General features: G+C 59.3%; 22 protein-coding genes and 1 pseudogene. 10 read left to right on the top strand and 13 right to left on the bottom strand.

The features are described from left to right. Positions 1–65 precede the first annotated feature (65 nt). The 7 genes from ACQ4MY_RS01935 to ACQ4MY_RS01905 all read left to right on the top strand — a co-directional run bounded on the left by ACQ4MY_RS01935 (position 66) and on the right by ACQ4MY_RS01905 (position 9,070). A complete protein-coding gene (locus ACQ4MY_RS01935; protein WP_440093419.1) occupies positions 66–1,523 on the top strand; it encodes a gamma-aminobutyraldehyde dehydrogenase in 1,458 nt (485 codons plus the stop codon). Positions 1,524–1,606: 83 nt separating this feature from the next. Further along, positions 1,607–2,758: a putative ABC transporter substrate-binding protein YdcS gene (gene ydcS, locus ACQ4MY_RS01930; RefSeq protein WP_158829609.1), complete on the top strand. Its 1,152-nt coding sequence runs from the start codon at positions 1,607–1,609 to the stop codon at positions 2,756–2,758. A 225-nt stretch (positions 2,759–2,983) separates the two neighbouring features. Beyond that, the gene (locus tag ACQ4MY_RS01925) at positions 2,984–4,021 is read left to right on the top strand and encodes an ABC transporter ATP-binding protein (RefSeq protein ID WP_440093417.1); all 1,038 of its coding nucleotides are present in this window, start codon (positions 2,984–2,986) and stop codon (positions 4,019–4,021) included. Positions 4,022–4,037: 16 nt separating this feature from the next. Beyond that, positions 4,038–4,958: an ABC transporter permease gene (locus tag ACQ4MY_RS01920; RefSeq protein WP_440093650.1), complete on the top strand. Its 921-nt coding sequence runs from the start codon at positions 4,038–4,040 to the stop codon at positions 4,956–4,958. Beyond that, positions 4,948–5,772 carry an ABC transporter permease gene (locus tag ACQ4MY_RS01915; protein WP_016986393.1) on the top strand — a complete coding sequence of 275 codons (825 nt, stop codon included), beginning with the start codon at positions 4,948–4,950 and terminating at the stop codon, positions 5,770–5,772. The genes ACQ4MY_RS01920 and ACQ4MY_RS01915 overlap by 11 nt, the downstream gene beginning before the upstream one ends. A gap of 162 nt (positions 5,773–5,934) precedes the next feature. Beyond that, positions 5,935–7,359: a gamma-aminobutyraldehyde dehydrogenase gene (locus ACQ4MY_RS01910; protein WP_440093415.1), complete on the top strand. Its 1,425-nt coding sequence runs from the start codon at positions 5,935–5,937 to the stop codon at positions 7,357–7,359. Between the two features lie 226 nt (positions 7,360–7,585). After that, positions 7,586–9,070 (top strand): APC family permease, encoded by a 1,485-nt coding sequence (locus tag ACQ4MY_RS01905; RefSeq protein WP_007908950.1) that lies wholly within the window; start codon positions 7,586–7,588, stop codon positions 9,068–9,070. 44 nt (positions 9,071–9,114) lie between these two features. Here ACQ4MY_RS01905 and ACQ4MY_RS01900 read toward each other — a convergent pair whose 3' ends face one another. The 3 genes from ACQ4MY_RS01900 to ACQ4MY_RS01890 form a co-directional block, all read right to left on the bottom strand. Next, positions 9,115–9,741, bottom strand: coding sequence for an RloB family protein (locus ACQ4MY_RS01900; protein ID WP_440093413.1), 627 nt, complete (start codon positions 9,739–9,741; stop codon positions 9,115–9,117). A 2-nt stretch (positions 9,742–9,743) separates the two neighbouring features. Beyond that, positions 9,744–10,997 (bottom strand): AAA family ATPase, encoded by a 1,254-nt coding sequence (locus ACQ4MY_RS01895; protein WP_008081607.1) that lies wholly within the window; start codon positions 10,995–10,997, stop codon positions 9,744–9,746. A gap of 409 nt (positions 10,998–11,406) precedes the next feature. Next, positions 11,407–11,592, bottom strand: coding sequence for a hypothetical protein (locus ACQ4MY_RS01890; RefSeq protein ID WP_008081608.1), 186 nt, complete (start codon positions 11,590–11,592; stop codon positions 11,407–11,409). A 403-nt stretch (positions 11,593–11,995) separates the two neighbouring features. Between ACQ4MY_RS01890 and ACQ4MY_RS01885 the strand changes: the two genes are divergently transcribed. Beyond that, positions 11,996–13,624 (top strand): glucan biosynthesis protein D, encoded by a 1,629-nt coding sequence (locus ACQ4MY_RS01885; RefSeq protein ID WP_440093410.1) that lies wholly within the window; start codon positions 11,996–11,998, stop codon positions 13,622–13,624. A 202-nt stretch (positions 13,625–13,826) separates the two neighbouring features. Here ACQ4MY_RS01885 and ACQ4MY_RS01880 read toward each other — a convergent pair whose 3' ends face one another. From ACQ4MY_RS01880 to ACQ4MY_RS01870, 3 genes are all read right to left on the bottom strand, one after another. Next, positions 13,827–14,933 (bottom strand): NADH:flavin oxidoreductase/NADH oxidase, encoded by a 1,107-nt coding sequence (locus ACQ4MY_RS01880; RefSeq protein WP_008081610.1) that lies wholly within the window; start codon positions 14,931–14,933, stop codon positions 13,827–13,829. A gap of 253 nt (positions 14,934–15,186) precedes the next feature. Beyond that, positions 15,187–16,896 (bottom strand): single-stranded-DNA-specific exonuclease RecJ, encoded by a 1,710-nt coding sequence (gene recJ, locus ACQ4MY_RS01875; protein ID WP_282357716.1) that lies wholly within the window; start codon positions 16,894–16,896, stop codon positions 15,187–15,189. Between the two features lie 55 nt (positions 16,897–16,951). Further along, positions 16,952–17,494, bottom strand: coding sequence for a YaeQ family protein (locus ACQ4MY_RS01870; RefSeq protein WP_007908961.1), 543 nt, complete (start codon positions 17,492–17,494; stop codon positions 16,952–16,954). Between the two features lie 146 nt (positions 17,495–17,640). Between ACQ4MY_RS01870 and ACQ4MY_RS01865 the strand changes: the two genes are divergently transcribed. Together ACQ4MY_RS01865 and ACQ4MY_RS01860 are read left to right on the top strand one after the other, a co-directional pair. Further along, positions 17,641–18,840, top strand: a complete 1,200-nt coding sequence (locus tag ACQ4MY_RS01865; RefSeq protein WP_440093407.1) for a CaiB/BaiF CoA transferase family protein — start codon at positions 17,641–17,643, stop codon at positions 18,838–18,840. Beyond that, positions 18,794–19,747, top strand: a complete 954-nt coding sequence (locus ACQ4MY_RS01860; protein WP_008081615.1) for a TIGR02285 family protein — start codon at positions 18,794–18,796, stop codon at positions 19,745–19,747. The genes ACQ4MY_RS01865 and ACQ4MY_RS01860 overlap by 47 nt, the downstream gene beginning before the upstream one ends. A 176-nt stretch (positions 19,748–19,923) precedes the next feature. On the opposite strand, the gene ACQ4MY_RS01855 is transcribed toward ACQ4MY_RS01860, so the two are convergent. The 7 genes and pseudogenes from ACQ4MY_RS01855 to ACQ4MY_RS01825 form a co-directional block, all read right to left on the bottom strand. Further along, positions 19,924–20,205 carry a DUF3509 domain-containing protein gene (locus ACQ4MY_RS01855; protein ID WP_008081618.1) on the bottom strand — a complete coding sequence of 94 codons (282 nt, stop codon included), beginning with the start codon at positions 20,203–20,205 and terminating at the stop codon, positions 19,924–19,926. Between the two features lie 166 nt (positions 20,206–20,371). Beyond that, on the bottom strand, positions 20,372–20,779 hold the full coding sequence (locus ACQ4MY_RS01850) for a response regulator (RefSeq protein WP_440093405.1): 408 nt from the start codon (positions 20,777–20,779) through the stop codon (positions 20,372–20,374). 117 nt (positions 20,780–20,896) lie between these two features. Further along, the gene (locus ACQ4MY_RS01845) at positions 20,897–22,267 is read right to left on the bottom strand and encodes a transporter substrate-binding domain-containing protein (RefSeq protein ID WP_440093404.1); all 1,371 of its coding nucleotides are present in this window, start codon (positions 22,265–22,267) and stop codon (positions 20,897–20,899) included. A gap of 120 nt (positions 22,268–22,387) precedes the next feature. Then, positions 22,388–23,797, bottom strand: a complete 1,410-nt coding sequence (gene thrC / locus ACQ4MY_RS01840) for a threonine synthase (RefSeq protein WP_440093402.1) — start codon at positions 23,795–23,797, stop codon at positions 22,388–22,390. 66 nt (positions 23,798–23,863) lie between these two features. After that, positions 23,864–25,168 (bottom strand): homoserine dehydrogenase, encoded by a 1,305-nt coding sequence (locus tag ACQ4MY_RS01835; protein ID WP_007908972.1) that lies wholly within the window; start codon positions 25,166–25,168, stop codon positions 23,864–23,866. Between the two features lie 130 nt (positions 25,169–25,298). Then, complete coding sequence (dsbC, locus tag ACQ4MY_RS01830; protein WP_008081624.1) at positions 25,299–26,030, bottom strand: bifunctional protein-disulfide isomerase/oxidoreductase DsbC; 732 nt, start codon at positions 26,028–26,030, stop codon at positions 25,299–25,301. Positions 26,031–26,396: 366 nt separating this feature from the next. After that, positions 26,397–26,504, bottom strand: a pseudogene (locus ACQ4MY_RS01825) (site-specific tyrosine recombinase XerD); the annotation flags it as partial.

The following is a 26,504-nucleotide window of genomic DNA, read 5'->3' as shown; positions in this document are numbered from 1 at the left end:
ATAAGACGGTCGGCTCCCGATATCAGGGAGCAACAATGGCCACACAAGAAAAGAGATCGCGGAAAATGGCTGGCGCGCAGACCCCGATGTGTACCGCGTTGTTGATCGACGGCGAATTGGTCGCTGGGGAAGGTTTTGTCGAGCCGATTATCAACCCGGCCACCGGTGAAATTCTCACGCACATCGCCGAGGCCAGCACCGAGCAAGTCGAAGCCGCCATCCTCGCCGCCCACCGCGCTTTCGCCGAATGGTCGCGCACCACGCCGCAGCAACGTTCAAACCTATTGCTCGACATCGCCAACGCCGTCGAAAAACACGCCGATCACCTCGCCCGCCTCGAATCGCTGAACTGCGGCAAGCCGTTGCACCTGGCACGTCAGGATGATTTGACCGCGACCGTGGATGTGTTCCGTTTCTTCGCCGGCGCCGTGCGTTGCCAGACCGGCCAGCTCAGCGGCGAATACCTGCCGGGCTACACCAGCATGGTGCGTCGCGATCCGATTGGCGTGGTCGCCTCAATTGCGCCGTGGAATTACCCGATCATGATGGCCGCGTGGAAAATCGCCCCGGCCCTCGCCGCCGGCAACACGCTGGTGTTCAAGCCGTCCGAACATACGCCGCTGTCGATTCTCGCACTGGCGCCAGCGTTGGCCGAAATCCTTCCGCGCGGGGTGATCAATATCATCTGCGGTGGCGGCGAAGGCGTCGGCAGCCATTTGGTCGGCCACGCCAAGGTGCGCATGGTCTCGCTGACCGGCGATATCGTCACCGGGCAGAAAATCCTCCAGGCCGCCGCCAAAACCCTGAAACGTACGCACCTCGAACTCGGCGGCAAAGCCCCGGTGATCGTCTGCAACGACGCCGACATTCAAGCCGTGGTCGATGGCGTACGCACGTACGGTTACTACAACGCCGGGCAGGACTGCACCGCCGCCTGCCGGATCTACGCGCAGGCCGGGATTCACGACAAATTGGTTGCCGAACTTGGCGCCGCCGTCAGCAGCCTGCGCTTCGCCGGCAAACGTGACGCCGACAATGAGATCGGCCCGCTGATCAGCACCCGCCAGCGCGACCGCGTCGCCAGTTTCGTCGAACGCGCCCTCGGCCAGCCGCACATTGAGCGAGTGACCGGCGCGGCGGTGCATTCCGGCGCCGGTTTCTACTATCAACCGACTTTGCTCGCCGGTTGCAAACAGAGCGATGAAATCGTCCAGCGCGAAGTGTTCGGCCCGGTGGTTACCGTGACTCGCTTCGACGAACTCGCGCAGGCCGTCGACTGGGCCAACGATTCCGAGTACGGCCTCGCCTCGTCGGTGTGGACGCAGAATCTGGACAAAGCGATGCAGGTCGCCGCGCGTCTGCAATACGGCTGCACGTGGATCAACAGCCATTTCATGCTGGTCAGCGAAATGCCCCACGGCGGGCTGAAACGCTCCGGTTACGGCAAAGACTTATCCAGTGATTCGCTTCAGGACTACAGCGTGGTGCGGCACATCATGGCCCGCCACGGCCAGCATCTCTGACTACGCTAATAACAAGCCGCCAACGGCATGCTTCACCGCGTTCACAACTGCCCCGACCATAATTTAAAGAAGAGGGTTCAACCATGTTCGTGCACAAGACCGCACTGCTCAGTGCAATCACCACGGCCCTGCTGGCCAGCGCCAGCCTGCAAGCTGCCGAGCCGCTTAAGGCTGTCGGTGCTGGCGAAGGTCAGCTGGATATCGTTGCGTGGCCGGGTTACATCGAACGTGGCGAGAGCGATAAAGCCTATGACTGGGTGACCGGTTTCGAGCAGGAAACCGGCTGCAAGGTCAACGTGAAGACAGCGGCCACCTCTGACGAAATGGTCAGCCTGATGGCCAAGGGCGGTTACGACCTGGTCACCGCGTCGGGCGATGCCTCGCTGCGATTGATCGTCGGCAAGCGTGTGCAACCGATCAACACCGCGTTGATCCCGAACTGGAACACCCTCGACCCGCGCCTCAAAGACGCGCCGTGGTACGTGGTCAACAACCAGACTTACGGCACCCCGTACCAGTGGGGCCCGAACGTGTTGATGTACAACACCAACGTATTCAAAACCGCGCCGACCAGCTGGAACGTGGTGTTTGCCGCGCAGGATCTGCCCGATGGCAAGCCGAACAAGGGCCGCGTGCAGGCGTATGACGGCCCGATCTACATCGCCGACGCGGCGCTGTATCTGAAGTCGACCAAGCCTGAACTGGGCATCAAAGACCCGTACCAACTCACCGAAGACCAGTACAAAGCCGTGCTCGATCTGTTGCGCGCGCAGCAGCCGCTGATCCACCGCTACTGGCATGACACCACGGTGCAGATGAGCGACTTCAAAAACGAAGGCGTGGTGGCGTCGAGCGCGTGGCCGTATCAGGTCAACGGTTTGATGAACGAAAAGCAGCCGATCGCGTCGACCATTCCGAAAGAAGGCGCCACGGGTTGGGCTGATACCACCATGTTGCACGCTGAGGCCAAGCACCCGAACTGCGCGTACAAGTGGATGGACTGGTCGCTGAAACCGAAAGTCCAGGGCGATGTGGCGGCGTGGTTTGGTTCGTTGCCAGCCGTGCCAGCGGCGTGCAAGGAGAGCGAATTGCTTGGCGCTGAGGGTTGCAAGACCAACGGTTTCGACCAGTTCGACAAGATCGCCTTCTGGAAAACCCCGCAGGCTGAAGGTGGCAAATTTGTGCCGTATAGCCGCTGGACGCAGGACTACATCGCGATCATGGGCGGCCGCTGACACCTGCCTACGTGCCGATCGTTCCCACGCTCTGCGTGGGAACGCATCACCGGACGCTCCGCGTCCATTCGCATGAAATGACGCAGAGCGTCACAGGCTGCATTCCCACGCAGAGCGTGGGAACGATCAATGGCACCGCTCTCCTGTAGGAGCTGCCGCAGGCTGCGATCTTTTCGACGCACACACGACTTTTTTTGAAAGCCCGCTTTACCGGAGCACCGCACCATGACGCTTGCAGTCCAGTTCACCAACGTTTCCCGACAGTTCGGCGAAGTGAAGGCCGTTGACCGGGTTTCCATCGATATCGAGGACGGCGAGTTCTTTTCCATGCTCGGCCCCTCCGGCTCGGGCAAAACCACCTGCCTGCGCCTGATCGCCGGGTTCGAACAACCGAGCGCCGGCTCGATCCGCATTCACGGCGCTGAAGCAGCCGGTCTGCCGCCGTACCAGCGTGACGTCAACACGGTGTTTCAGGATTACGCGCTGTTCCCGCACATGAACGTCCTCGACAACGTCGCCTACGGTTTGAAGGTCAAAGGCGTCGGCAAAACCGAACGGCATGAACGCGCCGAAGAAGCCTTGGACATGGTCGCCCTCGGCGGTTACGGCGCGCGCAAACCGGTGCAGTTGTCCGGCGGTCAGCGCCAGCGCGTCGCCCTCGCCCGCGCCTTGGTCAATCGCCCGCGCGTGCTGTTGCTCGATGAGCCTTTGGGTGCGCTCGATCTGAAACTGCGCGAGCAAATGCAAAGCGAATTGAAGAAGCTGCAACGCCAGCTCGGCATCACTTTCATCTTCGTCACCCACGATCAAACCGAAGCCCTGTCGATGTCTGATCGCGTCGCTGTGTTCAACAAGGGTCGCATCGAACAGGTCGACACGCCGCGCAATCTGTACATGAAGCCGACCACTACATTCGTGGCTGAATTCGTCGGCACTTCGAACGTGATTCGCGGCGATCTGGCGCGTGAAATCAGCGGTCACCCGCAGCCGTTTTCAATCCGTCCGGAACACGTGCGTTTCGCCGAAGGCCCACTCGCCAGTCACGAAATCGAAGTCAGCGGCCTGCTCCACGACATCCAGTACCAAGGCAGCGCCACCCGTTATGAATTGAAGCTGGAGAACGGCCAGACCCTCAGCATCAGTCACGCCAACAACCAGTGGATCGACAGCAGCGCACAACACCAGACCGGCCAGCGCCTGAGCGCACGTTGGGCGCGGGAAGCGATGATTCCGCTGCACGACACCGTGGCGAGCGGGGTTTGATATGAGCACGCTCGCGATGACTGCATCGCCGCCGTTGCGCAGGTTTTCCAACCTGCTCTACCGCAAGCCGAACCTGTATCTGTCGATGCTGCTGGTGCCGGCGCTGCTGTGGTTTGGCGCGATTTATCTCGGCTCGCTGCTGGTGCTGTTGTGGCAGGGTTTCTACACCTTCGACGACTTCACCATGGCGGTCACTCCTGACCTGACCCTGGCGAATTTTGCCGCGCTGTTTCAGCCATCGAACTTCGACATCATCCTGCGCACGCTGAGCATGGCCATCGTCGTGTCGATCGCCAGCGCCATCGTCGCGTTCCCGATCGCCTACTACATGGCGCGCTACACCACGGGCAAGACCAAGGCGTTTTTCTACATCGCGGTGATGATGCCGATGTGGGCCAGTTACATCGTCAAGGCCTATGCGTGGACGTTGCTGCTGGCCAAGGGCGGCGTGGCGCAGTGGTTTGTGCAGCACTTGGGATTGGAGCCGGTATTGCAGTTCATTCTGGGGATTCCCGGGGTGGGCGGAAGCACTCTGTCGACCTCGCACCTCGGGCGATTCATGGTGTTTGTGTACATCTGGCTGCCGTTCATGATCCTGCCGATTCAGGCGTCGCTGGAACGTCTGCCGCCGTCGCTGCTGCAGGCCTCCGCTGACCTTGGTGCGAAGCCGCGTCAGACCTTTATGCAGGTGATTTTGCCGCTGTCGATTCCGGGGATTGCCGCCGGTTCGATCTTCACGTTTTCGCTGACCTTGGGCGACTTCATCGTGCCGCAACTGGTCGGGCCGCCGGGGTACTTCGTCGGCAGCATGGTGTACGCGCAGCAAGGTGCGATTGGCAATATGCCAATGGCGGCGGCGTTCACGCTGGTGCCGATTGTGTTGATCGCGGTTTACCTGTCCATCGTCAAACGACTGGGGGCTTTCGATGCGCTCTGACTCTTCATCACAAGGGCATGCCTCTCTAGGCCTGAAAATCGCAGCCTGGGGCGGGTTGGTGTTTCTGCACTTTCCGATCCTGATCATCTTCCTTTACGCCTTCAACACCGAAGAAGCCGCGTTCAGCTTTCCGCCGAAAGGCTTCACGTTGCACTGGTTCAGCGTGGCTTTTTCGCGGCCGGATGTGCTGGAGTCGATCAAGCTTTCATTGCAGATCGCAGCGATCGCCACGTTGATTGCGATGGTGCTCGGCACGCTCGCATCGGCAGCGCTGTATCGCCGTGACTTCTTCGGCAAGCAGGGCATTTCGCTGATGCTGATCTTGCCGATTGCGCTGCCGGGGATCATCACCGGGATCGCGCTGCTGGCGACGTTCAAGACGCTGGGGATCGAGCCGGGGATGTTCACCATCATCGTCGGCCACGCGACCTTCTGCGTGGTGATCGTCTACAACAATGTCATCGCCCGCCTGCGCCGCACTTCGCACAGTTTGATCGAGGCCTCGATGGATCTCGGCGCCGATGGCTGGCAGACCTTTCGCTACATCATTCTGCCGAACCTCGGCTCGGCGTTACTGGCCGGCGGCATGTTGGCGTTTGCGCTGTCGTTCGACGAAATCATCGTCACCACGTTTACCGCCGGGCATGAGCGCACGCTGCCGTTGTGGCTGCTCAATCAACTGAGCCGACCACGGGATGTGCCGGTGACCAACGTCGTCGCGATGCTGGTGATGATGGTGACCATGCTGCCGATCCTCGGCGCGTACTACCTGACGCGTGGTGGCGAAAGCGTCGCCGGCAGCGGCGGCAAATAACCGAATAACCACAAACCCAACCCCATGTAGGAGCTGCCGAAGGCTGCGATCTTTTGATCTTGATCTTGATCTTGATCTTCAACAGCAACATCAAAAGATCGCAGCCTTCGGCAGCTCCTACGGGGGTTCGGTTTCGACAGAACAATAAAGAGGACAACAGACATGCAAACCAAACTCTTGATCAACGGCCAACTGGTCACCGGCGAAGGCCCGGCGCAACCGGTGCTCAATCCTTCGCGTGGCGAAGTCCTGGTAGAAATCAACGAAGCCAGCGAAGCCCAGGTTGACGCTGCCGTACGCGCCGCCGACAACGCTTTCGCCAACTGGTCGCAAACCGCGCCGAAAGACCGCTCGCTGCTGCTGCTCAAACTCGCCGACGCCATCGAAGCCCACGGCGAAGAGCTGGCCAAACTCGAATCCGACAACTGCGGCAAACCCTACAGCGCCGCGCTCAACGACGAGATCCCGGCGATTGCCGACGTGTTCCGTTTCTTCGCCGGTGCCAGCCGTTGCATGAGCGGTTCGGCCGGTGGCGAATACCTGCCCGGCCACACCTCGATGATCCGTCGCGACCCGGTCGGCGTGATCGCCTCCATCGCGCCGTGGAACTACCCGCTGATGATGGTCGCCTGGAAAATCGCCCCGGCGCTGGCCGCCGGTAATACCGTGGTGCTCAAGCCCTCGGAACAAACCCCGCTAACCGCGTTGCGTCTGGCCGAACTGGCGTCGGAAATCTTCCCGGCTGGCGTACTCAATCTGGTGTTTGGTCGTGGGCCTACCGTTGGTAGTCCGCTGGTTACGCATCCGAAAGTGCGCATGGTTTCGCTGACTGGCTCCATCGCTACGGGCGCCAATATCATTTCCAGCACTGCCGACAGCGTCAAACGCATGCACATGGAACTGGGCGGTAAGGCGCCAGTGATCATCTTCGACGACGCCGATATCGATGCGGCGGTGGAAGGAATTCGCACGTTTGGTTTCTACAACGCCGGGCAGGATTGCACGGCGGCGTGCCGGATTTATGCGCAACAAGGCATCTACGACAAGTTCGTCGAGAAGCTCGGCGCGGCGGTCAGCAGCATAAAGTACGGTTTGCAGGACGATCCTTCGACTGAGCTGGGTCCGTTGATCACTGCACAGCATCGCGATCGTGTTGCCGGGTTTGTCGAGCGTGCTGTGGCGCAGTCGCACATTCGTTTGATCACTGGCGGCAAGGCTGTTGATGGTAACGGCTTCTTCTTCGAGCCAACCGTGTTGGCCGATGCGCAGCAGGACGACGAAATCGTTCGCCGCGAAGTGTTTGGCCCGGTGGTCTCGGTGACCAAATTCACCGATGAAGCGCAGGCGCTGGAATGGGCCAACGATTCGGACTACGGCCTCGCGTCCTCGGTGTGGACAGCGGATGTAGGACGCGCGCATCGCATGTCGGCACGCTTGCAGTACGGTTGCACGTGGGTGAACACGCACTTCATGCTCGTCAGCGAAATGCCGCATGGCGGTCAGAAATTGTCCGGTTACGGGAAGGACATGTCCATGTATGGGCTGGAGGACTACACCACGGTTCGGCATGTGATGTTCAAGCATTAACGGCGAAAAGATCGCAGCCTGCGGCAGCTCCTACATGATGGACGCCGCTCCCCTGTAGGAGCTGCCGCAGGCTGCGATCTTTTCCGCGACACACGGATGATGTCGGCGATTCACCACCAGGCTTCACCGAAACCAAAACAACAACTACCGAACCGGACGGCGCCTGCATGGCCCCGCCACGGCCTCGGCCATCCGAAATCTGCCGATTTCACGGAGCAAAACACACATGAGTTCCTCACCCGATCTCGCCACAGCCGTTGCCGATAGCGATGCCGAACAACTGCGCAAACTGGGCTACACCTCGAACTTCAACCGCAGCATGAGCCTGTGGGAAAACTTCGCCTTGGGCTTCACTTATCTGTCACCGGTCGTAGGGGTTTATACCCTCTTCGGCCTGTGCCTCGCCGCCGGCGGCCCACCGATGTTCTGGGCCTACTTGCTGGTTGGTTGCGGCCAATTGCTGGTATGTCTGATCTTCGGCGAAGTGGTTTCGCAGTTCCCGATTTCCGGCGGCGTTTACCCGTGGGCACGCCGATTGGTCGGTAAGAAATGGGCATGGATGGTCGGCTGGATCTACTCCATCGCCCTTTGCGTGACCATCGCTGCCGTTGCGGTCGGCGCCGGCCCGTACCTGGCCGCCATGCTTGGTTTTGAGCCAAGCAACAACACCAACATCGTCATCGCCCTGGTGCTGACCCTATTCGCCACACTGGTCAACCTCAGCGGCACCAAAGTGCTGGCGCGCATCGCCATGTTCGGCTTCCTCTGCGAACTGGTTGGCGCGGTGATCGTTGGCGTTTACTTGCTGGTGTTCGAACGCCATCAACCGCTCAGCGTGCTGTTCAACACCTTCGACATCAGCGTCGACGGCTCATACCTGCCGGCCTTCCTCACCGCGTCGTTGGCGGGGATGTTCCTCTACTACGGCTTCGAGGCCTGCGGCGACGTCGCCGAAGAAACCCCGAACCCGAGCGCAAAAATCCCGGTGGCCATGCGCATGACCATCTACATCGGCGGCATCGCGGCGATGTTCGCCTGCCTGGCGCTGATCCTCGCTGTGCCCGACATGCAAGCAGTGATCAACGGCACCGACAAAGACCCGGTCACTACCATCCTCAACAATGCCTTCGGCCCGGTCGGTTCGAAAGTAGTGATGGGCGTGGTGATGATTTCCTTCATCTCCTGCGTCATCAGCCTACAAGCAGCGGCGAGCCGTCTGCTGTACTCCTACGCTCGCGACGAAATGGTCATCGGCAGCCGACTGCTGAAAAAGATTTCTCCTACAACCCAAGTACCGGTTGCCGCACTGTTCGTGTCCGGCGTCCTGCCGGCCCTGATCATCGCCCTCGGTTTCTTCCTGCAAGACGCGGTGGCCACCATCGTCAGCTTCGCCGCCATCGGCATCTACCTCGCGTTCCAAATGATCGTCCTGGCCGCGCTGTATGCCCGCAGCAAAGGCTGGAAACCGAGCGGCAAATTCACCCTCGGCGCATGGGGCTGGCCGGTGAACATTGGCGCGCTGGTGTACGGCGTTGGCGCAATCATCAACATGGCCTGGCCACGCACGCCGGACGCGGCGTGGTATGTGAACTATGCGATGGTGTTGAGCACGGCGATCGTGATTGGATTGGGCTTGGTTTATATGTGGATTGGCAAGCCGTATGACCATGGCAAGGCGCCGGCTGGAGATGCTTGGAAGGTGAGTCGCTAAGATTGATTCACGTGCCCGCAGGGATGCGGGCACGGTTCACGGTGCTAGATCCGTTGGGGCGTGGACAACGCTTCAAATACATCCATCAACAAATGGATTTCGGTACTGGGATTAGGCTCGCCACTGGCCACCACGTCTTCTAGTACTTTCGGCGCCAGCGTTCTTGCCCGATGAAACGGCTCACCCAGCAACTGAGCAAAATAGCTGATGGCTTTACCCTTCTCATAATTCGCCATATTAGGCTTAGTCCTCAAACTCTTGCTCACTAGATCACCCGGAGAGTTTTTCCCGGCAGATCTGAAAGGTTTTCGGCTAAAGCCAAAGTGCAAAAGAAGCCAAAATTCAAAGCATGGATACGACGCAATGACGGTGATTTTTGGATGCGATTTCGCCTCACTTAATGCACGCTCAAAGCACAGGTGAGTATCGCGATCCAAGACGCAGAAGACTTTGTCGAAGTACTCTTGTCGCTTCATCGCTCGATCGACGATGCCGCTTGGGTGGGTCACACCGCAGTGGACGACTTCAACCTGTGCCCGGGCACGAAAGTGCAGTGCCGCCTCTTCCAGATAACGCTTACCCGATTTGCTGTCTTCGCAGAGCACCAACACACTGGGTTGCGGCTTGAAGCGTGAGGCTTTTCGATCAAACGACTTATTCGAGCTCACCATTGTCAGCCCCGCCTTATCAGCGGCAATCCGCGGTAGCGGCCTTCGAAGTAGCGCTTCTCGACGTCCTCGCTTTCCTGACCTTCAAAGTCGTGCACGGAAAACAGATGCGTGGCAGCGTGAGCATCGCGCTCTGTAATCCAGAATTGATCACGACGTAGAATTTTCTCATTCATCAGATGGGTGTCGTGGGTGGTGAAGATCAGTTGCGTATTCAGCCCGTTGTCCAGATGTCGGGCGATCAAATCGGCGACGATTTCAGGGTGCAGACTGCTGCTCAACTCATCGACACTGAGAACGCCACTGCCACCGGCCTGATTCATCATGAACCACGGCAGCCAGAAACCGATCAGGTTCTTTGTGCCGCAAGACTCTTCCGAAAAATCAAACTCGGCTTCACTCGACATACTCGAGTGCGTGAGCGTCAGCTTGTCCCGTTGCGCGGCGGCAATAAACTCCTTCAGCGTGAGTTTTCTGTTATCCGCAGCCGAAACAGCATCATCCGGGCTGAGTTGAATCGCTGATACCGGAATATCCAGCGCGCAGAGAAAATCACGCAAGTCGCTCGTATGGCTTTTAACCATTTGCAAAAAACGAATCGACGCTGTGGATAAACCGGGCATGTTGTTCTGCTCAATCACCAGCAGACCACTTTGAAACCAGGAGAATGGTAAGCGCAGTTGCATCAGTTCTTCACTGCTGTGAATCACTGCTTGTGCGAGAAACAACATCTTGGGGCTGGTCAAACGCTGCCAGGCGCGATGGACTTCCTTGCCACCCTCAAGGGTTTCGCCGAAAAGATAATGCTCGCCTTGCGCATCAACCTGACGTCTGTACAGCAACGTCTCTTTTCCTTGTGGAAAGCAGAGCAATTGCTCGTGAACAATCCGTTGCGCCGTTAAACCGAGGACAAATCGATAGCGCAAACCACCTTGAACAAAGTCGTACTCAAAAGCACTGGGCTCATCTTTCAATGTTTCGTCGAAGCGAAACGCTGAAACGGGTAACGCGGCATCCATCGTGTCAGCGGGTATCGCCAATAAACTCCCGACGATGCCCATCGCTCGAATCAACGATGACTTGCCGGACGCATTCGGGCCATAAATCGCAGCGACCTTGAGCAGTTCCGGAAGCTCCTCCGCATTCGTGGACGCTTTGAATGTGTTGCGTGATTTGCTCAGAAGAGGGCTCGCCGCCATGGAGAGCGTTTGCCTGTCCCTGAATGAGCGGAAATTGGACACCGAAAACTCGATCAACATGGAGAAACCTGCAGTTCATTCCGTGGATCCGAATAGATAAAGGAAAAACTACGGCTTGGGCGGTCGGTTGCCGCCGACACTGCAAAATCAGGCATTTCCTACAGATGCTGCCTTCATAGACAAGCCCGCTTTCCTACAGCAGGTGTCGACAGAGCTGACTTGGCGTCTTGGATGGCTAGCCGATAGGCTTCTTCTTGGCGGCGAAATCAGCGGCCCGGTTGAACAAAAAACCTGTGGCGAGGGAGGTTGTCGAATCGTCCCGCTGAGTCGCATAGCGGCCCCTCTTGAAAAAGCAGGATACTGCTGCGCAGTCCAGCGGGAGCAAGCTCCCTCGCCACAGGTTCAGTAGTAGGTTGATTGATCAGGCCACCGTAAAAGCCAAATGGCTTTCACGGTGCCCACCCCAGCGTTAAAACCGCGAAACACTCCGCATCGCATCCACCAGATACCGCATCGCGATCCGGTCACTTTCCGAAAGCTCCCGATAGCGCTCCACCAGTTTCAGTTCCTCAGAGCTCAACCGGCGCCTTCTGCGTCCGCTGCCCAGGCAGGGGAAGATGCCCAGCATGTCGGTGATGCCTTGTATTTTTGCCATGGACGATGTCCTTCTCTAGTACTGCAAAGAATTGCTTAAACACCACATCGCCCTGCCCCTTACAGCAGCGCCGTGTGCCCTGCCGGCCAAATGGATCGCGCCGGCCATGCCCATAGAATAGAAATAAATTCGCCGCTGAAAAGCGGTTTTTAGAGTAATTAGTCAAGAAAAGCAGATATGCCGTGTAAATCAGAACGTCCTGTCAGATTTTTAACCGACATGTCTTGTTTCATTGACACACTGGCGCAGTGAAGCAACGAATTTTGCATTGCGAGCGAACCGTTTAAGCTAGCCGGCATCTGTTTATAGTCCGTTGCGTTTGGCCGAAGGCTTGTCCGAACCGTTATTTCTGATCCAGCACGTGCCAGGAACGGCGCGGGATTGCACACGACAGGTTGTATTTATGCACCGCAGGAATTTGCTCAAAGCGTCCATGGCCATTGCGGCTTACACCGGTCTTTCGGCCACCGGCCTGCTGGCGACCCGCGCATGGGCGGCCAGTGGTGGCGCCGCTGATGGCGAGGCGCAGGCGTTTGACTTCGAAGCGCTGAAGCGCCAGGCCAAGCAACTGGCTGGCAGTGCCTATCAGGACACTAAACAGGTGCTGCCGCCGACGCTGGCGACCATGACGCCGCAGAATTTCAACGCGATCCGCTACGACGGCAATCATTCGTTGTGGAAGGAGAATAAGGGCCAGCTCGACGTGCAGTTCTTCCACGTTGGCATGGGTTTCCGCCAGCCGGTGCGCATGTACAGCGTCGATCCGAAGACCCGCACTGCGCGCGAAGTGCATTTCCGCCCGGCACTGTTCAACTACGAGAACACCTCGGTTGACACTCAACAGTTGAAAGGCGACCTGGGTTTTGCCGGCTTCAAGCTGTTCAAGGCGCCAGAACTCGATCGCCACGACGTAGTGTCGTTCCTCGGCGCCAGCTATTTCCGTGCAGTGGATGCGTCTGGCCAATATGGCCTCTCCGCACGCGGTCTGGCGATCGACACTTACGCCAAGAAACGCGAAGAATTCCCTGACTTCACCAAGTTCTGGTTCGAGACGCCGGATCAGAACGCCACACGTTTTGTGGTCTACGCCCTGCTCGACTCGCCGAGTGCCACCGGCGCCTACCGTTTTGATATCGATTGCCAGGCCGAGCGCGTGGTGATGGAGATCGACGCACACATCAATGCGCGCACCGCCATCGAGCAACTGGGCATCTCGCCGATGACCAGCATGTTCAGCTGCGGCAACCACGAACGGCGCATGTGCGACACCATTCACCCGCAAATCCACGACTCGGATCGCCTGGCAATGTGGCGCGGCAACGGCGAGTGGATCTGCCGTCCGCTGAACAACCCGGCGACTCTGCAATTCAACGCGTTTGCCGATACCGATCCGAAAGGTTTCGGTCTGGTGCAGACCGACCATGAGTTCGCCAACTATCAAGACACCGTCGACTGGTACAGCAAGCGTCCGAGCCTGTGGGTAGAACCGACCACTGCGTGGGGCGAAGGCTCTATCGATCTGCTGGAAATCCCTACGACTGGCGAGACGCTCGATAACATCGTGGCGTTCTGGACACCGAAGAAACCGGTGGCTGCCGGTGATTCGCTGAACTACGGCTACAAGCTTTACTGGAGCGCTTTGCCGCCGGTGAGCACGCCGTTGGCGCGGGTGCAGGCAACTCGTTCCGGGATGGGCGGTTTTGTTGAGGGTTGGGCACCGGGCGAGCATTACCCGCCGGTGTGGGCGCGTCGTTTTGCTGTGGATTTCACGGGTGGCGGCCTGGATCGATTGCCGCAGGGCACCGGGATTGAGCCGGTGGTGACGTGCTCGAACGGCAAGGTGCAGGACTTCAGCGTGCTGGTGCTGGATGACATCAAGGGTTACCGGATTCTGTTCGACTGGTACCCGACCAGTGACAGTGTGGAGCCGGTGGAGCTGCGGTTGTTTATTCGCACCAACGATCGCACGTTGAGCGAGACGTGGTTGTACCAGTACTTCCCGCCGGCGCCGGATAAGCGCAAATACCCTTGAGGGGTTGAGGCGCCTGGACGGGCCTCATCGCTGGCAAGCCAGCTCCCACAGGTTCGGTGCGATACACAAAACCCGTATTCAACGTCAACCATTGTGGGAGCTGGCTTGCCAGCGATGGCGGCAGTGCGGCAACAGAAGCCCATCAGACAAAACAAAGCCCCGGCCATCACTGCCCGGGGCTTTTTGCTTCATCGCTACTTAATCAATCGCGCAAATCAGACTCATGAATCGGCTGATCCCGATGCGTCGCACGCTGATACTGCGCCGGCCACACCGCTTTGCGTCCACCCAGATCATCGTCGGCATGCAGCGGCCAGTACGGATCACGCAGCAGCTCGCGGGCGAGGAAGATGATGTCGGCCTGACAGGTGCGCAGAATATGCTCAGCCTGCGCCGGCTCGGTAATCATTCCCACAGTGCCGGTGGCGATGCCTGACTCTTTGCGTACGCGCTCGGCGAAGCGCGTCTGATAACCCGGCCCGACGGGGATTTCGGCATTCGCTGCGGTGCCGCCCGAAGATACGTCGATCAGATCGGCGCCAAGCGTGTGCAGGCGTCGCGCCAGCTCCACGGTTTCATCCGGATTCCAGCCGTCCTCCACCCAGTCGGTGGCCGATACGCGAACAAATAACGGCAACTCTTCCGGCCAAACCGCCCTCACTGCCTCAGTCACTTGCAGCACCAGACGAATACGATTTTCAAACGAACCACCGTACTGATCGCGGCGCTGGTTGCTCAGCGGCGAGAGAAACTGATGCAGCAGATACCCATGCGCCGCATGCACCTCAACCACACTGAAGCCGGCCTTGAGCGCGCGTTTCGCGGCATCGACAAACGCCTGAATGACGTCGGCAATCTGCCCTTCATCCAGCTGTTTCGGTTGCGTGTGTTGCGGGTCAAAGGCAATCGGCGACGGTCCGACCGGAGTCCAGCCGCCGTCATCGGGTTTAACGCTGCCATGCTTGCCGAGCCACGGCCGATGGGTGCTGGCCTTGCGCCCGGCGTGGGCCAGTTGAATGCCGGCGACCGCGCCTTGGGAGGTAATGAAGCGAGTGATGCGTTGCAGCGGTTCGATCTGTTCGTCGTTCCACAGGCCAAGGTCTTCGGCGGTGATCCGCCCGTCGGCCGTGACCGCCGTAGCTTCGGTAAATACCAGACCGGCGCCGCCCACCGCGCGGCTGCCGAGGTGTACCAGGTGCCAGTCGTTGGCCAGGCCGTCGACGCTGGAGTACTGGCACATCGGCGAGACGGCGATGCGGTTGGGCAGGGTCAGTTGGCGAAGGGTGAAGGGTTCAAGCAGCAGACTCATGGGGCACCTCTCAAATCAGTGGGCAGGCTCCAGGGTTCTGTTTGAATAGTCGACGAGTGACAGGAAAAAGGTGCAGCACCCGCCCCCGCGGGCAAAAAATTCGACAAGACGTCACAAGGCCAATCAAGCAGTGCTTAGAGCCTAGTCGACAACGGGGGATCGGGGGAAATTCAAGAAAAGATCGCAGCCTGCGGCAGCCCCTACAGAGCGCACTTCTATGTAGGAGCTGCCGCAGGCTGCGATCTTTTGATCTTCAGCGCGGTTCGATATGAGCAATCATCAGTTGAACGGTCTCATTACCCCGAAACTCGTTAACGTCGAGCTTATAAGCCAGTTCAACCCACTTGATCGTCGGATTCGGCCAGATATCCCGGTCAATCCCAAACGCAATACCGTCCAGTTTCACCGAGCCACACTCGCTCTTCAGCACCACTTTCAGGTGCCGCTCACCGACCACCCGCTGCTCAACCAACTGGAACACGCCATGAAACAGCGGCTCAGGGAAGTGCTGCCCCCAAGGCCCGGCATGGCGCAGGGCGCGGGCCAGTTCGAGGTGGAATTCCTCCACCGCCAGCGTGCCGTCCGAGAGCATGCGCCCGGTCAGGTCTTCTTCGCGAAGTTGCCTACGCACCTCAGCGTCAAATGCCTCGGCGAACAGCGGAAAATTCTCTTGCGGCAAGGTCAGACCGGCGGCCATCGCGTGACCACCGTACTTGGCGATCAGGGTCGGATGCTGTGCCGCAACCACACTCAGCGCGTCACGAATATGGAAGCCCTGCACCGAGCGCCCCGAGCCCTTTAGCAAGCCATCACCGGCATCGGCGAAGGCAATGGTCGGACGGAAATAACGCTCTTTCATCCGCGACGCGAGAATACCGATCACGCCTTGGTGCCACTCCGGATCGAACAGGCACAGACCAAACGGCATCGACTCCACCGGCAAGTCCTTGAGCTGCGCCAGCGCTTCACGCTGCATGCCCTGCTCGATGGATTTGCGATCCTGATTCATACCGTCCAGTTGCGCGGCCATTTCCCGGGCAACGTTGGCGTCGGCAGTGAGCAGGCATTCGATGCCCAGGCTCATGTCATCCAGACGACCGGCAGCGTTCAGGCGCGGGCCGACGATAAAACCGAGATCGGTGGAGGTGATGCGGGTGGCGTCACGCTTGGCCACTTCAAGAATCGCTTTGATCCCCGGCCGTGCGCGACCGGCGCGAATTCGCTCCAGGCCTTGATGCACCAGAATCCGGTTGTTGGCGTCCAGCGGCACCACGTCGGCAACGCTGCCCAGCGCGACCAGATCAAGCAGTTCACCGATGTTCGGCTGCGGCTTGTTCTCGTACCAGCCGAGGCTGCGCAACCGCGCACGCAACGCCATCAACACATAAAAAATCACCCCGACGCCGGCCAGTGCCTTACTGGGGAATTCGCAACCGGGCTGGTTCGGGTTGACCAGCGCATCGGCCTGCGGCAATTCTTCGCCGGGCAAGTGGTGGTCGGTGATCAGCACTTTGAGCCCGGCCTTTTTCGCCGCCGCCACGCCCTCGACGCTGGAGATACCATTGTCGACGGTGACCAGCAAATGCGGCTCGCGAGTCAAAGCGACTTCGACGATTTCCGGGGTCAGGCCGTAGCCATATTCAAAGCGGTTCGGCACCAGATAATCAACGTGCGCCGCACCGAGCAAGCGCAAGCCAAGCATGCCAACCGTGCTGGCCGTCGCACCGTCCGCATCGAAGTCGCCGACGATGAGGATGCGCTGGCGTTGCTCCAGCGCCGTCACCAGCAAGTCCACTGCCGCATCAATGCCCTTGAGCTGCTGGAACGGGATCAACCGCGCCAGGCTCTTGTCCAGCTCCGCCTCGGACTGCACGCCCCGCGCCGCATACAGGCGGGTCAGCAGCGGCGGAATATCACCGAGAAACGGCAGAGTGGCAGGCAGTTGACGAGGTTCGATACGCATGGGGTGACGGAGACTTCTCTTTAATACGTGGGATTAATCAGCTACAGGCGCGGGATCAGCCGCGCTCACCTTGCAGCCACTGCAACTGGACTTCGTGCTGACCACGGTCGTCGGTGACGAAGATCGTCCCTTCGCTGATCATCACGTCCCACTTGATAACGCGGGGCATGTCCTTGGCCAGGGTTTCCAGCACTTCCTGCGGGACGGCAGCGATGTTGACGTTTTTCAGGTTCTTGATCGCCGGGATCACCTTGGTTTCCCAGACGCGCAGGCTGCCGTAGGCCAGCAGGCTGGTGCGCTCGGTGCGGCGCGAGCACCAGGTCAGGCGATCGGCGTCTGGCTGGCCGACTTCGATCCAGTGCAGAACGCGATCGTCCAGGCTCTTTTCCCACAGCGCAGGTTCATCCACGTCTGACAGACCGCGACCAAACGACAACTGCTCGTTGTACCAGAGCGCGTAGGCCAGCAGCCGCACGGTCATGCGTTCTTCGGTTTCCGAAGGGTGACGGGCGATGGTCTGCTTGACGCTCTCGTAGACGCTGCGGTCGAGGTCGGTGAGGTTCAGTTCAAATTTGTAGGTAGTGGACGGCTGGGCCATGAACGGGCTTCTTGATACGAGGAAAGTCGGCAAGTCTAACCGATGCGGTAGGCAATCATCGAATTGATGGCGATCAACCTGCGGCGTCTGACAGCCGGCTATGTTAAAACGCTGTATCCGCACAGCCTTGTCCTACAGGATTCAGTATGCCGTTCGCCAACAAGCCGCTCAGCGGCGTGAAAGTCATTGAATTGGGTACGTTGATCGCCGGGCCGTTTGCCTCGCGCATTTGCGGCGAGTTCGGCGCCGAAGTGATCAAGATCGAATCGCCGGACGGCGGTGACCCGCTGCGCAAGTGGCGCAAGTTGTATGAAGGCACGTCACTGTGGTGGTTCGTGCAGGCGCGCAACAAGAAGTCGCTGACGCTTAACCTCAAGCATCCTGATGGCCTGGCGATCCTGAAAAAACTGCTCAGTGAAGCCGACATTCTCATCGAAAACTTCCGCCCCGGCGTCCTGGAAAAACTCGGTCTGAGTTGGGAAACCCTGCACGCGCTGAACCCGAAACTGGTGATGGTGCGCCTGTCCGGCTTCGGCCAGACCGGGCCGATGAAAGATCAGCCAGGCTTCGGTGCGGTTGGCGAATCCATGGGCGGCTTGCGCTACATCACCGGTTTCGAAGACCGCCCACCGGTGCGCACCGGGATTTCCATCGGCGACTCGATTGCCGCACTGTGGGGCGTGATCGGTGCGCTGATGGCGCTGCGTCATCGTGAGGTCAACGGCGGCACTGGGCAGGTGGTTGATGTCGCTTTGTATGAAGCCATCTTCGCGATGATGGAAAGCATGGTGCCGGAGTTCGACGTGTTCGGTTTTATCCGCGAGCGCACCGGCAACATCATGCCCGGCATCACCCCCTCCTCGATTCACACCAGCGCCGACGGCAAGCATGTGCAGATCGGCGCCAATGGCGATGCGATCTTCAAGCGCTTCATGCTGATCATCGGCCGCGACGATCTGGCCAATGATCCGACGCTGGCCAGTAACGACGGCCGCGATAATCGCCGCGACGAGTTGTACGGCGTGATCGATCGCTGGGTCAATTCGCAACCGCTGCAAACGGTGCTCGACCTGCTCAATCAGGCCGATGTGCCCGTCAGCCGGATCTTTAGCGCCGAAGACATGTTCAATGACCCGCAATACCTGGCTCGGGAAATGTTCCTGCACGCCAAGCTGCCGGACGGCAAGGACTTCAAGATGCCCGGCATTGTGCCGAAACTCTCTGAGACACCGGGCTCCTCCGAATGGGTCGGACCGCAGCTCGGTGAACACAATGCGCAGGTACTCAACGATCTTGGTTATGACGAGACACAGATCGCTCGCCTGCGCGAAGACGGAGCCATTTAAGCTGAAGCGCCGGCAGACATCGCACGCCAACCGCGCCCACCATTGGTGGACGTGGCGGCTGTTCGGCCTGTTGTTTCTGCTGGCCCTGTCGACCGGGGCACAGGCTAAGCCGACGTTGATCTGGTTGCTGCGCGACCTGCCGCCCCTGACGATTTTCGAAGGCCCGAAAAAGGGCCAGGGCGTGATCGACCAATTGATGCCGCTGCTGATCGCCGGCATGCCGCAATACGAACACACGCTGATGCGGGTCAACCGCGCCCGTGGTCTGCAAATGCTCCACGAAAACCCGTTCGCCTGCGATCCCGCGCTGTTGTGGAACAAGGAACGTGCGCAGTGGGTGGCGTATTCGATCCCGGCGATTCGCGCTGTCGGCAACGGCCTGGTGGTGCGCCAGCAAGATCGCTCGGTGCTCGAACCGTACCTGGTCAACGGTGAAGTGAATCTGTCGGCGCTGCTGGCCGCTACCGAACGCAAAGTCGGGGTGGTGGCGGAACGCAGCTATGGCGAATTCATCGACAGCCTGTTGCATCAAGCGCCCAGCGCCGCGCTGACCGCACATTACGGCAACGATGCCCTGACCAATCTGCTATCGATGCAGCGCCTGGGTCGGCTGCAGGTGGTGCTGGGTTATTGGCCGGAGATTCGCTATCAGGCGAAACAGGCGCAGATCAATGAAGATGAACTGGAGTTCTATCCGATCCAGGGCAACGGCAAATACCTGTCAGGTTATGTCGCCTGTTCCGACACTACGCAGGGGCGTCAGGCGATTACCGAGATCAATCATCTGCTGCGCACCCTGCCCCATGAACACTTGAATCAGCTCTACGCCGCATGGCTGGACCCCGACCGACGTGAGGATTATTTGCAGGAAGCCCGTACATTTTTCGAGCATCAAGCCGCGCAATAGGCAAACGCCGGACAAAAGAAACCCCGAGAAGTGGGGAGACGACTCGGGGTTAAACGTGGCCTACATAAAGACCAGTAGCAGCAAGCGACAAGCACCGGAGCACAATGCTTGATCCTGCTGTTACTGGGTCTGACTGACAGGGATGCAGGAAGGTTCCCACAAAAAATATTTCATCTTTACAGCGCCGCACGTTTATCCAGCGCCGCGTTGCGCAATGCCGCAATCACACAGGGTTCCAGTCGCCCTTCGGCGATCAGCACGTCACGGTGCAAACCGTCGACGACATCAGTCAGCAAGCGCTTGTCGCTCAACTGCGCCTGATTGAATTCGCGTTCGACCACAATGGCGCCGTTGCTGTTCTTCAGGGTCACCAGGCATTCGCCATGGCTGCCACGAGGGGTCAACGTCACTTGATACGGGCTCAGAGCCTCACCGAGCAATAGACTGATACTTTCCATCTCGATCTCCACTCATTAGTCCGAAAACATAGTGCCTGGGGCGTGTTCACAATAAATGACCACCGGCCCGAGAAGAAAGTTCTGCCTGCCAATGGCTCCTTCCGTGGAGCGTCACCGGTCTTGCAGAGCATGCACGGTGAAGATGACAGAAAAATAACGCCGCGCTTCAGACCTCCAGTGGCTGATGCAGGGCGTTCAGGTAGCGGTCGAGCAAATCACGCATGAGTACGGCTGAAACCGGGGTCTGCAAACGTCCGAGCAATTGCAGGGGGTGTTGCTGCAATAAGCGCTCGAGGTCGTTCTGCAGGCTGGGTGCGACCGTACCGAGAAGAACCAGCGCTCGCGCTTGCCGCTCGACCGCCAGATGCTGAATCAATGCGACGCCATCACCGCCCTTGAGTTGCGGATCGCAGATCGCGATATCGACCGCGCCTCGGTGCCCCAGAGAACACAAGGCTGCGGCCAGCGAAGGCGCGGTCAGCACGTTGTAGATACCGATGGCATTGAGCATCTGGTGCAGCGCCATCAATTGAAAGGGGTTGTGTTCAAGAATCAGGACTTTGAGCGAGCGCATGAGCAACCTCGGAAACGGCAGGTGCGGACTCTCACCGCAGATGCCGTTCACTCTAGGGCAGCCGTCCTCAGCCTCCCATCGGAAAAGTAGTCGCGTCTTATAGGACTTTTCCCAAGTTCACCAAGGATGCCGACCCGGCGTGCTCACCCGCCGATGAGTAATATCGGTCCAGCCTCCGAGCAGACCGCGCAGCTGCCCATCAGCACTGTAAAACGGCACCGTCCATTGATAGACATCGCGAGGACCGGTCTTGAACTGCAGCTGCCGATTACTGAAGCGTGTCTTGCGCGTGCGCAATTGCTGCATGAATTCATCGTGCAACATCAGCGCCGTTGCCTTGGGCAGCGCATCGACCTCCGGCAGCGAGCGCCCCTGCACTTGATCGAATCGCACCAGGAGCGCCTCTTCGTAACTGCGATTGCACATGATCAACCGCCCGTGCAAGTCGCGGACAAATATCGGATCGGGCATCGAATCGATCAGCGCATGCTGAAAGGCTAACTGATCGCCGAGGTCTTTTTCGGCCTGGCAGCGTTGTTTGATCACGGCGCTCAAGCGGCGATTCCAGATCAACGACAGCACGCCAAACAGGCCAATGACGGTCATTGCCCAACAGCCCCAACCCGTGATCCGCTGCCAGATCGAAGGTGCCGGGGTCGGGGAGACGCCGTCCAGCCACTTGAGCCGAATGGCACGCAGCTCCGCCGCAGGAAACGCCTCGAGCGCCTTGTTGAGGATGCTCAACAGCTCCGGCTGGCCTTTGCGCACGGCCAGGTGATCGGCTTCCCATTTACCCTCCAGCAGTTCGCCGACGCGCAGCAATCCCGAGGGAAACAATTGCGCGCCGATTTCGTTTTCGATGGTGGCGTACGCCTCGCCGCTTTCGACCAACGCCCGCGCTTCAGCGTAGGTTTTGACCGAGCGGATCTCGATCGATGGATAGTCGCGCCGAATGATGCCTTCTAGTGCGTGGCGGCTCGGCAGAACCAGCACGCGTTTGGCCAATTGTTCCAGCGACTGCACCGGCGGCTCACCGACTCGGCCGACAAACACCCAACCGGCGCCGCCAAAGGCGTGGCTGAAATCCAGAAACACTTTGCGTTCATCACTCATCGCCAACGTCGTGCTGATGTCCGCTTCGGCCTTCTCAAGCCGCTCGAGCATGTGATCGGTGGAGAACGACTCCTGATGCACGAACTGCAGCCCCGTCATGGCGCTGATGCGCTGGAGCACTTCGTTGTTCAAGCCGCTCCAGTGAGCATGTTCATCCTGGAACAGGTACAACGGATATTGCACCGATGCGACGATGATCCGAGGGTTGTCGCGGATCCATTGGCGCTCCCTGGCGTCGAGTTCCACGGGCAGAAACTTGCTGCCCTCGACATCGTGCAGCATCAGTTGTGCCGCCACTCCCCAGCGCATGAACCCCAGCATTGCCAATACAAACAGCCCGACCGTCGCCGGCTTCAAATTTCGAAAAAACCACATTGCCACTTCCTTCGTGATCGACTCACCCGTCCTTCGTGGGTGAAAACCCGAGCAGTGTGGCAGCAGAAACAAAAAAGCCCGTCAGGAGACGGGCTTCAAAATGTGACAGCTTTTGCAGGCTTAAAGCGGCTTGCCGCGGTTGCCATGCTGGCTGACAAAGGCTTGCACGGCTTTCAGCTCGTTTGGCAGAACGGTGCAGCGCTCGTTTCGCTCAAACAAATCAGAAAGATGTGCAGGTAGTTCGAGCGCTTTTCCTACACCGGCTTTCTCTACGGCCTCAGGGAATTTCACCGGGTGAGCGGTGCCCAGGATGACCATAGGGATATCCAGGCTGCGACGGCATTCACGCGCAGCTTTGACACCGATGGCGGTGTGCGGATCCAGTACTTCGCCGGTCTGCTCGTAGACTTCTGCGATGGTTTCGCAGGTTTGTGCGTCATCCACGGCCAGCGAATCGAACAGTTTGCGGGCTTCGGTCCAGCGCTCTTGCTCGACGCTGAAACCGCCACCCTGCTTGAACGAATCCATCAGGCCGGCGATCGCGGCACCGTTGCGACCGTGCAGGTCGAACAACAGGCGTTCGAAGTTCGACGAGACCATGATGTCCATCGACGGCGACAGCGTGGCGTGCAGGGTTTCCTTGACGTACTGATTGCCGCTCATGAAGCGGTGCAGGATGTCGTTGCGGTTGGTGGCGACGATCAACTGGTTGATCGGCAGCCCCATGTTGCGCGCCAGGTAACCGGCGAAGATGTCGCCGAAGTTACCGGTGGGCACCGAGAACGATACCGAACACGCCGGACCGCCCAACTGCAGGGCGGCGTGGAAGTAGTAAACGATCTGGGCCATGATCCGCGCCCAGTTGATCGAGTTCACCGCCACCAGACGCGTGCCTTTGAGGAAGCTCTGGTCGGCGAAGCTCGCCTTGACCATTTCCTGGCAGTCATCGAAGTTGCCTTCGATGGCGATGTTGTGGATGTTCTCGCCGAAAATCGTGGTCATCTGGCGACGCTGCACTTCCGACACACGGTTGTGCGGGTGCAAGATGAAGATGTCGACGTTTTCGCAGTGCTTGCAGCCTTCGATGGCGGCCGAACCGGTATCACCGGAGGTGGCGCCAACGATTACGACGCGCTCGCCGCGTTTTTCCAGCACGTAGTCGAGCAGACGACCGAGCAGTTGCAGGGCGAAGTCCTTGAACGCCAGGGTCGGGCCGTGGAACAGCTCCAGCACCCATTCGTTGCCATTCAACTGACGCAGCGGCGCGACGGCGCTGTGCGAGAACACGCCGTAGGTTTCTTCGAGAATCTTTTTGAAATCGGCGTCCGGAATGCTGCCGGTGACAAACGGGCGCATCACCCGGAAGGCCAGCTCGTGATACGGCAGGCCGGCCCAGGAAGCGATTTCTTCCTGGGTGAAACGTGGCAGGTTTTCCGGAACGTACAGACCGCCGTCGGTCGCCAGACCAGCCAGCAGGACGTCTTCGAAATTCAGGGCCGGTGCCTGGCCGCGGGTACTGATGTAACGCATGACTGACTCCAATGGAGAGTGTTCACAACAACGGCCCCGTTTACGGGGCCGATGCAGGACAACGACTTAGTTCAAGTGCTCGACGCGGATCCGTACGACCGGACCATTCACGCCGGCCAGCGCTTCGAGGGCGGCGATGGCGTCGTTGATGCGCTGCTCGACCACGCGGTGGGTCAGCAGGATCATCGGCACCAGACCGTCGTGTTCCTCGACTTCCTTCTGCATGATCGACTCGATGTTGATGCCGCGCTCCGAGAGGATGCTCGCCACCTGCGCCAACACGCCTGGGTGATCCTTGGCCTGAATACGCAGGTAGTAGGCGCTTTCGCAGGCTTCGATCGGCAGGATCGGATGGGCCGACAGCGAGTCCGGCTGGAAGGCCAGGTGCGGCACGCGGTTTTCCGGGTCGGAAGTCATGGCACGAACCACGTCAACCAGATCGGCGATCACCGACGAAGCGGTTGGCTCCATGCCGGCGCCAGCACCGTAGAACAGCGTCGAACCGGCGGCGTCACCGTTGACCATCACCGCGTTCATCACGCCGTTGACGTTGGCGATCAGACGATCGGCCGGGATCAGCGTCGGGTGTACGCGCAGCTCGATGCCGGCGGCAGTGCTGCGTGCCACGCCGAGGTGCTTGATGCGGTAGCCCAGCGCTTCGGCGTAATTGACGTCGGCGGTGGTCAGCTTGGTGATGCCTTCGGTGTAAGCCTTGTCGAATTGCAGCGGAATGCCGAACGCGATGGAAGCCAGAATCGTCAGCTTGTGCGCGGCGTCGATGCCTTCAACGTCGAAGGTCGGATCGGCTTCGGCGTAACCCAGTGCCTGCGCTTCGGCCAGCACGTCTTCGAAGGTACGACCCTTCTCACGCATTTCGGTGAGGATGAAGTTGCCGGTGCCGTTGATGATCCCGGCGACCCAGTTGATGCGGTTGGCGGACAGGCCTTCGCGGATCGCCTTGATCACCGGAATGCCACCGGCCACGGCCGCTTCGAACGCCACGATCACGCCCTTCTCGCGGGCCTTGGCGAAAATTTCATTACCGTGAACGGCAATCAGAGCCTTGTTCGCGGTGACCACATGCTTGCCATTCTCGATGGCCTTGAGTACCAGCTCGCGGGCAACGGTGTAGCCGCCCATCAGCTCTATGACGATGTCGATCTCAGGGTTTGTGGCCACTTCGAAGACATCGTTGGTAATCGCAATACCGGTCGTCTGGAACTGAGGCTTTGGCGTGCGCATGGCAATTTGTGCCACTTCGATTCCACGCCCGGCACGTCGAGCAATTTCCTCGGCGTTGCGCTGAAGTACGTTGAAGGTACCGCCACCGACGGTCCCTAACCCACAGATGCCTACTTTGACCGGATTCACTGTGAACTCCCCATAAAACGGCCGACGCGGGGTCGGCCGGAAAACAACCGCGTGCTCGCGGCTCTCTATTGATGGCCCGGCGATGTCGCTGCCGGGCCATGATCGTCACGGCTGACCGTGACGATGCGAATTACTTCGCGCCCAGCGCCAGTTTGGCGACTTGTGGCGCAGGCTGGTAGCCCGGAATGACTTGTCCGTCGGCCAAAACGATGGCCGGTGTGCCGTTCACGCCGATCGACTGACCGAGGGCGAACTGCTTGGAAACCGGGTTATCGCATTTGGCGGCCTTGATTTCCTTGCCATCGACCATCTTGTCCATGGCGGCTTTCTTGTCTTTCGAGCACCACACGGCTTGCAGCTGCTCGTCACCCGGCGAATTCAAACCCTGGCGCGGGAACGCGACATAACGCACTTCGATGCCGCGCTTGTTCAGCTCTGGCACTTCGGCGTGCAGCTTGTGGCAGTACGGACAGGTGGTGTCGGTAAACACGGTGATGTGCGATTTGGTTTCGCCGATGGCCGGGTAGACCACGGTTTCGGCGACCGGAATGGCATTGATCAGTTTCGAGACGCCCAGGCGTTCGGTTTTTTCGGTCAGGTTGACCGGTTTGCCGTCCTTGAGCTGGAACAGGTAACCCTGAACGATGTACTGGCCATCGGCACTGGCATAGAGCACGCGGCTGCCTTTGAGTTTGACTTCGTACATGCCTGGCAAAGGACTGGCGGTGATGGTCTCTACCGGGACTTCGAGCTGGAGATTTTCCAGGCTTTTACGAATGGCTTTGTCGGCCGCGTCATCGGCGACGGCAAAGGTGCTGACCAACGCAATGGCTGCGGCGGCGAAAATCTGGGTCAGACGCATGAGAACTCCTGAAGGCGGACAAATGAAACGATCAGAACGCCCGTGCCGGAACACCGGGTCATAACCGTCCATCGTGCAAACCGGCAAAGCCTAACACATAAGGCCACGGTGGCCGAATGCGCCTGTCGCCATACATTCATGTGTAACTGACACAGCTGCATGCTTGTACAACTGACCCACAACCATATATGGCTGACACACATTATTGTGGCGAGGGGATTTATCCCCGCTGGGTTGCGAAGCAGCCCTAAAACCATCCATCGCGATCTTCACGCAAAACCGAGCCAGCCGGGTTTGCGACTGCTGCGCAGCCGAACGGGGATAAATCCCCTCGCCACAGGTTAGTGTTCCAACATTAGAGATGTGTCAGCCGCGTGGGTTGTGTTTGGCGTGCAGGTCTTGCAGGCGGGCGCGGGCGACGTGGGTATAGATTTGCGTGGTGGAGAGGTCGCTGTGGCCGAGCAGCATCTGCAC

The sequence above is a fragment of the Pseudomonas sp. SM4 genome (assembly GCF_051913165.1).
Lineage (GTDB): Bacteria > Pseudomonadota > Gammaproteobacteria > Pseudomonadales > Pseudomonadaceae > Aquipseudomonas.
Note: the sequence above shows the minus strand (reverse complement) of the source record. Positions and strands in the feature narration are given on the sequence as shown.